The following is a 4,815-nucleotide window of genomic DNA, read 5'->3' as shown; positions in this document are numbered from 1 at the left end:
CGCCAGCCTCGCCGCCGCCCGGACCACGCCCGGAAGGCCGCCAGGGCGCGGGCCGCGCGGTCCCTCGCCGCCCGATGCCGCGTCGCGCCCGCTCTGGGGGCGGGTGCCGGCGTCGTCCTTGCGCATGGAGAGGGCGATGCGCTTGCGCTTCACGTCCACGTCCACCACGCGCACCTTCACCACGTCGCCGGCCTTCACCACCTCGTGGGGATCCTTCACGAAGCGGTCGGCCAGCGCCGAGACGTGGACCAGCCCATCCTGATGGACGCCGATGTCCACGAAGGCGCCGAAGGCGGCCACATTGGTCACCGTGCCTTCCAGCACCATGCCGGGCTTGAGGTCGCTCATCTCGTGCACGCCCTCGGCGAAGGTGGCGGTCTTGAAGGCGGGGCGCGGGTCGCGGCCTGGCTTTTCCAGCTCGGTGAGGATGTCCCGCACCGTGGGCAGGCCGAAGCGCTCGTCCACGAAGGCGCGCGGGTCCAGCGCCTTCAGCGCCGCCGTGTCGCCCATGATCTGGCGCACGTCGCGCCCGCAGGCGGCGACGATCTTCTTCGCCACCTCATAGGCTTCCGGATGCACGGCCGAGGCGTCCAGCGGCTCGGCGCCATCCGGGATGCGCAGGAAGCCGGCGCTGAGCTCGAAGGTGCGCGGGCCGAGGCGGGCGACCTTCAGCAAGTCCTTGCGGGTCTTGAACGCGCCCACCGAATTGCGGTGCGCCACGATGGCCTCCGCCAGCGAGGCGCCGAGGCCCGACACGCGGGCGAGCAGCGAGGCGGAGGCGGTGTTGAGGTCGACGCCCACGGCGTTCACCGCGTCCTCCACCACCGCGTCGAGGGCCTTGGCGAGCCGGGCCTGGTCCACGTCGTGCTGGTACTGGCCGACGCCGATGGCCTTGGGCTCGATCTTCACCAGCTCGGCCAGCGGGTCCTGCAGGCGGCGGGCGATGGAGACGGCGCCGCGCAGCGACACGTCGATGTCCGGCATCTCGGCGGCGGCGGTGGCCGAGGCGGAATAGACCGAGGCGCCAGCCTCGCTCACCACCACCTTGATGGGCTTCTTCCCCGACGCGTCCGGCGGCAGCGCGGCGATCATGTCGGCGGCGAGCTTGTCCGTCTCGCGGCTTGCGGTGCCGTTGCCGATGGCGATCAGCTCCACATTGTGCCGGCGGATGAGATGCGCCAGCTCCGCCATGGCGCCCTGTACGTCGTTGCGCGGCTGGAAGGGATAGACGGTGCTCGTGGCGATGAGCTTGCCGGTGCCGTCCACCACCGCCACCTTCACGCCGGTACGGATGCCCGGATCGAGCCCCATGGTGGCGCGCGAGCCGGCCGGGGCGGCGAGCAGCAGGTCTTTCAGATTGCGGGCGAAGACGCGGATGGCCTCCTCCTCCGCCCGCTCGCGCATTTCGCCCATCAGTTCCACGGTGAGGTGGAGCGAGAGCTTCACCCGCCACGCCCAGCGGGCCACCTCCAGCAGGAAGCCGTCCGCCGGCGCGCCATTGGCCAGCGGAATGTCGTAGGCCTCGGCGACGATGCGCTCGGCCGGCTTCACCGGAGCGGTGGCATCCTCGTCCACCACCAGGTCAAGGGTCAGCATCTCCTCATTGCGACCGCGCAGCATGGCGAGCACGCGGTGGCTGGGGGCAGTGGCCCACTTCTCCGAATGGTCGAAATAGTCGCGGAACTTGGCGCCCGCCTCCTCCTTGCCATCGGCCACCTTGGCCTTGAGCACGGCATTGGCCTTGAGGTGCCCGCGCAGCCTGCCCACCAGTTCGGCATTCTCGGCGAAGGTTTCGACCAGAATGTCCCGCGCGCCATCCAGCGCCGCCTTGATGTCCGCCACCTGCTCATTCAGGAACGCCGCCGCGCGCTCCGCCGGGGCCACGGAGCGGTCGGCGAGGATCGCCTCGGCCAGCGGCCCAAGGCCCTTCTCGCGGGCGATCTCCGCCTTGTTGCGGCGCTTGGGCTTATAGGGGAGGTAGAGGTCCTCCAGCTCGGCCTTGGTGGTGGCCGCCTCGATCTTGCCGCGCAGCTCGTCGGAGAGCTTGCCCTGTCCGTCGATGGAGGAGAGCACGGCGGCGCGCCGAGCCTCCAGCTCGCGCAGGTAGGAGAGGCGCTCTTCCAGCGTGCGCAGCTGGGTGTCGTCGAGGCCGCCCGTCACTTCCTTGCGGTAGCGGGCGATGAAGGGAACGGTGGCGCCTTCGTCGATGAGGGAGACGGCGGCCGTGACCTGGGCGGGCCGCGCGCCGATCTCGGCGGCGATGATGCGGGCGATGTCCTCGGCGGCCATGGGCGCTTCTCTCCTCAAGGGCCGCCGGTCCTAGCGCAGGCTCGGGGCGGTGTCACGGCAGCCTGTGGACGGCGCGTTGCGCGCGCCGCGCCCAAGGCGGCGCCGGTTCAACCCGTCGTCACCTCGGCCAGGGGAAGCTCGACCCTTTGCAGCAGGCCGCCGCCGGGGCGGTTGGCGAGGGTCAGGCGGCCGCGGTGGCGGGCGACGATCTCATGGGCGATGGCCAGTCCCAGGCCCGCGCCGCCGAGCTTGGATTGCCGCGCCGGGTCGACGCGAAAGAACGGCTCGAACACCTGGCCCATCAGGTCGTCGGGGATGCCCGGCCCGTCATCCTCGATGACAAGCACCGCGCAGCCGCCGGCGCGCTGCACGGCCACCCGCGCGCCGCCGCCATGGGTCGCGGCGTTCACCACGAGGTTGCGCACCACCCGCCGGAGCGAGAGCGGACGGCCTGCGACCTGGACCTCTTCGGCCGCCATCAGGCGCGCCGGAAGGCCCATCTCGCGCGCCTCGTCCGCCACCTCCCGGGCGAGGCGGTCGAGCCGCACCGGTTCGGGGGGCGAGCCCTCCACCTCCTCGCGCACCAGGCGGATGGCGCTGTCGGCGATGCGGTCCAGCTCGGCAAGGTCGGCGAGCCACTGGGCGCGCTCGTCCTCCTCGGCGATGAACTCAGCCCGCAGGCGCATGCGGGTGAGCGGGGTGCGCAAATCGTGCGCCGCGCCCGCGACGATGCGCATGCGGCTGTCCATCGCCCCCTTGAGACGGGCGGAGAGGCGATTGATGGCGACGGCGGCGGCGCGCACCTCCGCCGGCCCTTCCTCGGGGAGCACGGGCGGCTCGCCGTCCGGACCAATGCGCGCGGCCGCCTCCTCGATCAGCGCCAGCGGCTTCATGAGGCGGCGGACCGCGATCACCACGGCGAGCGTGGTGCCGGCCGCCATAAGCGCGATCCAGGTGGCGATGCCGAGCGTGAAGCCCGACGAGCCGGGTCTCGGTCGGCCGGGCCCGAAGAACGGCAGCGTGCCGGCCCGCTCCACCAGCCAGCGCCCGTCTGGCAGCGCCAGCGCCACCAAGGGGGGACCGTCGCCAACGGGCGTGATCACGCGGACATCGTACGTCGCGCCGATGCTCTGCATCGCCGCCGACAAGTGGCGCGAAGCCTCCGTGTCGATCTGGCCGGCAGGCGCCGCCGTGCGAATGCCGCCAAGGCGGGTTCGGGTCTCCTTCATCTCGGGCAGGCGCGCGACGAGGTCGGCGGTCATGGCCAGCCGGGCGGCGAGATCGGCCGAAGCGTCGGGCGGCGGCCCGGGAGGGCCGAACAGGAAGAACAAGGCCCCGTTCGCCACCAGCACCACCGCCAGCATGGCGAGCACCAGCAGGCCCGTGACCTGCGCGCGCAGGGAGCTGAGCGCCTTCACGCCTCCTCCTCCGCTTCTACCTTCACCGAGAACTGGTAGCCGCCGTTGCGCAGGGTCTTCAGGATCTGGAACGTGCTGTCGCCGAGCTTGCGCCGGAGGCGGCTGACGAGCACGTCCACCGAGCGGTCGAATGGTCCGGCCTCGCGCCCGCGGGTGATGTCGAGCAGCTGGTCGCGCGAGAGAATGCGGCCCGGCCGCTCCAGGAAGGCCATCAGGAGGTCGAACTCGGCGCCTGTGAGCGGCACCTCGGTGCCGGCCGGGTCCAAAACCGTGCGGGTCTGGGGGGCGGCCCGAAAGCCGGCGAAGCGGAAGGCGCGCGCCTCTGCGGGCTTTGGCTCGGCGCTCGCGGTGCGGCGCAGCACGGCGCGGATGCGCGCCACCAGTTCGCGCGGGTTGAAAGGCTTGCCGAGATAGTCATCGGCGCCGATCTCCAGCCCGATGATGCGGTCCACGTCCTCCTTCAGTGCCGTGAGGAGGATGATCGGCACCGCCGAGCGGGCCCGCAGGGCGCGGCACAGGTCAAGCCCCGAGGCGTCCGGCAGCATCAGATCGAGCACGACGAAGTCGATGCGGTGGGTGGCGAGCATCTCCTCCATCTCGCGCCCGCTCGCCGCCATGGACACGCGGAAGCCCTGAGCCGCCAGATAACGCCCCAGCAGCCGGCGGATTTCCTGATCGTCGTCCACGACGAGAATATGGGGGCCGATCTCCACGTGCTGCTCCTTCACCCCCCACATAGACCGCGCCGCACGCGCGTTGCGACCTTGCCGTGTGAATGCCGGTTTCCTCCGCTGGTGCGGCAATATTGGGATACAAATCCCCGGCGATCCGCGAAACTGGGATACATGGCGACCTAAGGGGGCAACACGGCCGGGCGATGGTGCGACCATCGAAACCGTCCAGAAGGACACCCGCCATGCCGCGCCCCCTGCTCAAGGCCATCCTGCTCGCCGGCGGCGTCCTCGCCCTCGCCGTTCCGGCGGCGATCGGAGCGAGCGGCCCGTCCGGCAAGATCCAGGACCGGCTGCCGCAGACCGAAGCTTCCGCGGCGCCGGGCCGCGCGGTCAATGTGGCCTGGCTCGATCGGCCGCCCATGGGGTGGGCCGGC

The 4,815-nt window shown here is 71.6% G+C and carries 4 protein-coding genes; 1 reads left to right on the top strand and 3 read right to left on the bottom strand.

Features of this window, described 5'->3' with window-relative positions; genetic code table 11:
- The 3 genes from AC2W7M_RS19950 to AC2W7M_RS19940 form a co-directional block, all read right to left on the bottom strand.
- On the bottom strand, positions 1–2,289 hold a 2,289-nt coding region (locus AC2W7M_RS19950), incomplete at its 3' end, for a Tex family protein (RefSeq protein ID WP_486134329.1).
- A 107-nt stretch (positions 2,290–2,396) separates the two neighbouring features.
- A complete protein-coding gene (locus AC2W7M_RS19945; protein ID WP_486134327.1) occupies positions 2,397–3,707 on the bottom strand; it encodes an ATP-binding protein in 1,311 nt (436 codons plus the stop codon).
- Positions 3,704–4,444: a response regulator gene (locus AC2W7M_RS19940; RefSeq protein ID WP_486134325.1), complete on the bottom strand. Its 741-nt coding sequence runs from the start codon at positions 4,442–4,444 to the stop codon at positions 3,704–3,706. Before AC2W7M_RS19940 ends, AC2W7M_RS19945 begins: the two co-directional genes overlap by 4 nt.
- Positions 4,445–4,623: 179 nt before the next feature.
- On the opposite strand from AC2W7M_RS19940, the gene AC2W7M_RS19935 reads away from it, so the two are divergent.
- A partial coding sequence (locus AC2W7M_RS19935) for a hypothetical protein (RefSeq protein WP_486134323.1) occupies positions 4,624–4,815 on the top strand: 192 nt, incomplete at its 3' end.

This window comes from Xanthobacter sp. BG11Y11_SDJG (assembly GCF_057364445.1).
This window is presented reverse-complemented; position numbering and strand designations above follow the sequence as displayed.

Coding starts and splice junctions, on each gene's coding strand:
- AC2W7M_RS19940 (WP_486134325.1), bottom strand. CDS start 4,444: ATGTGGGGGGTGAAGGAGCAGCACGTGGAGATCGGCCCCCATATTCTC.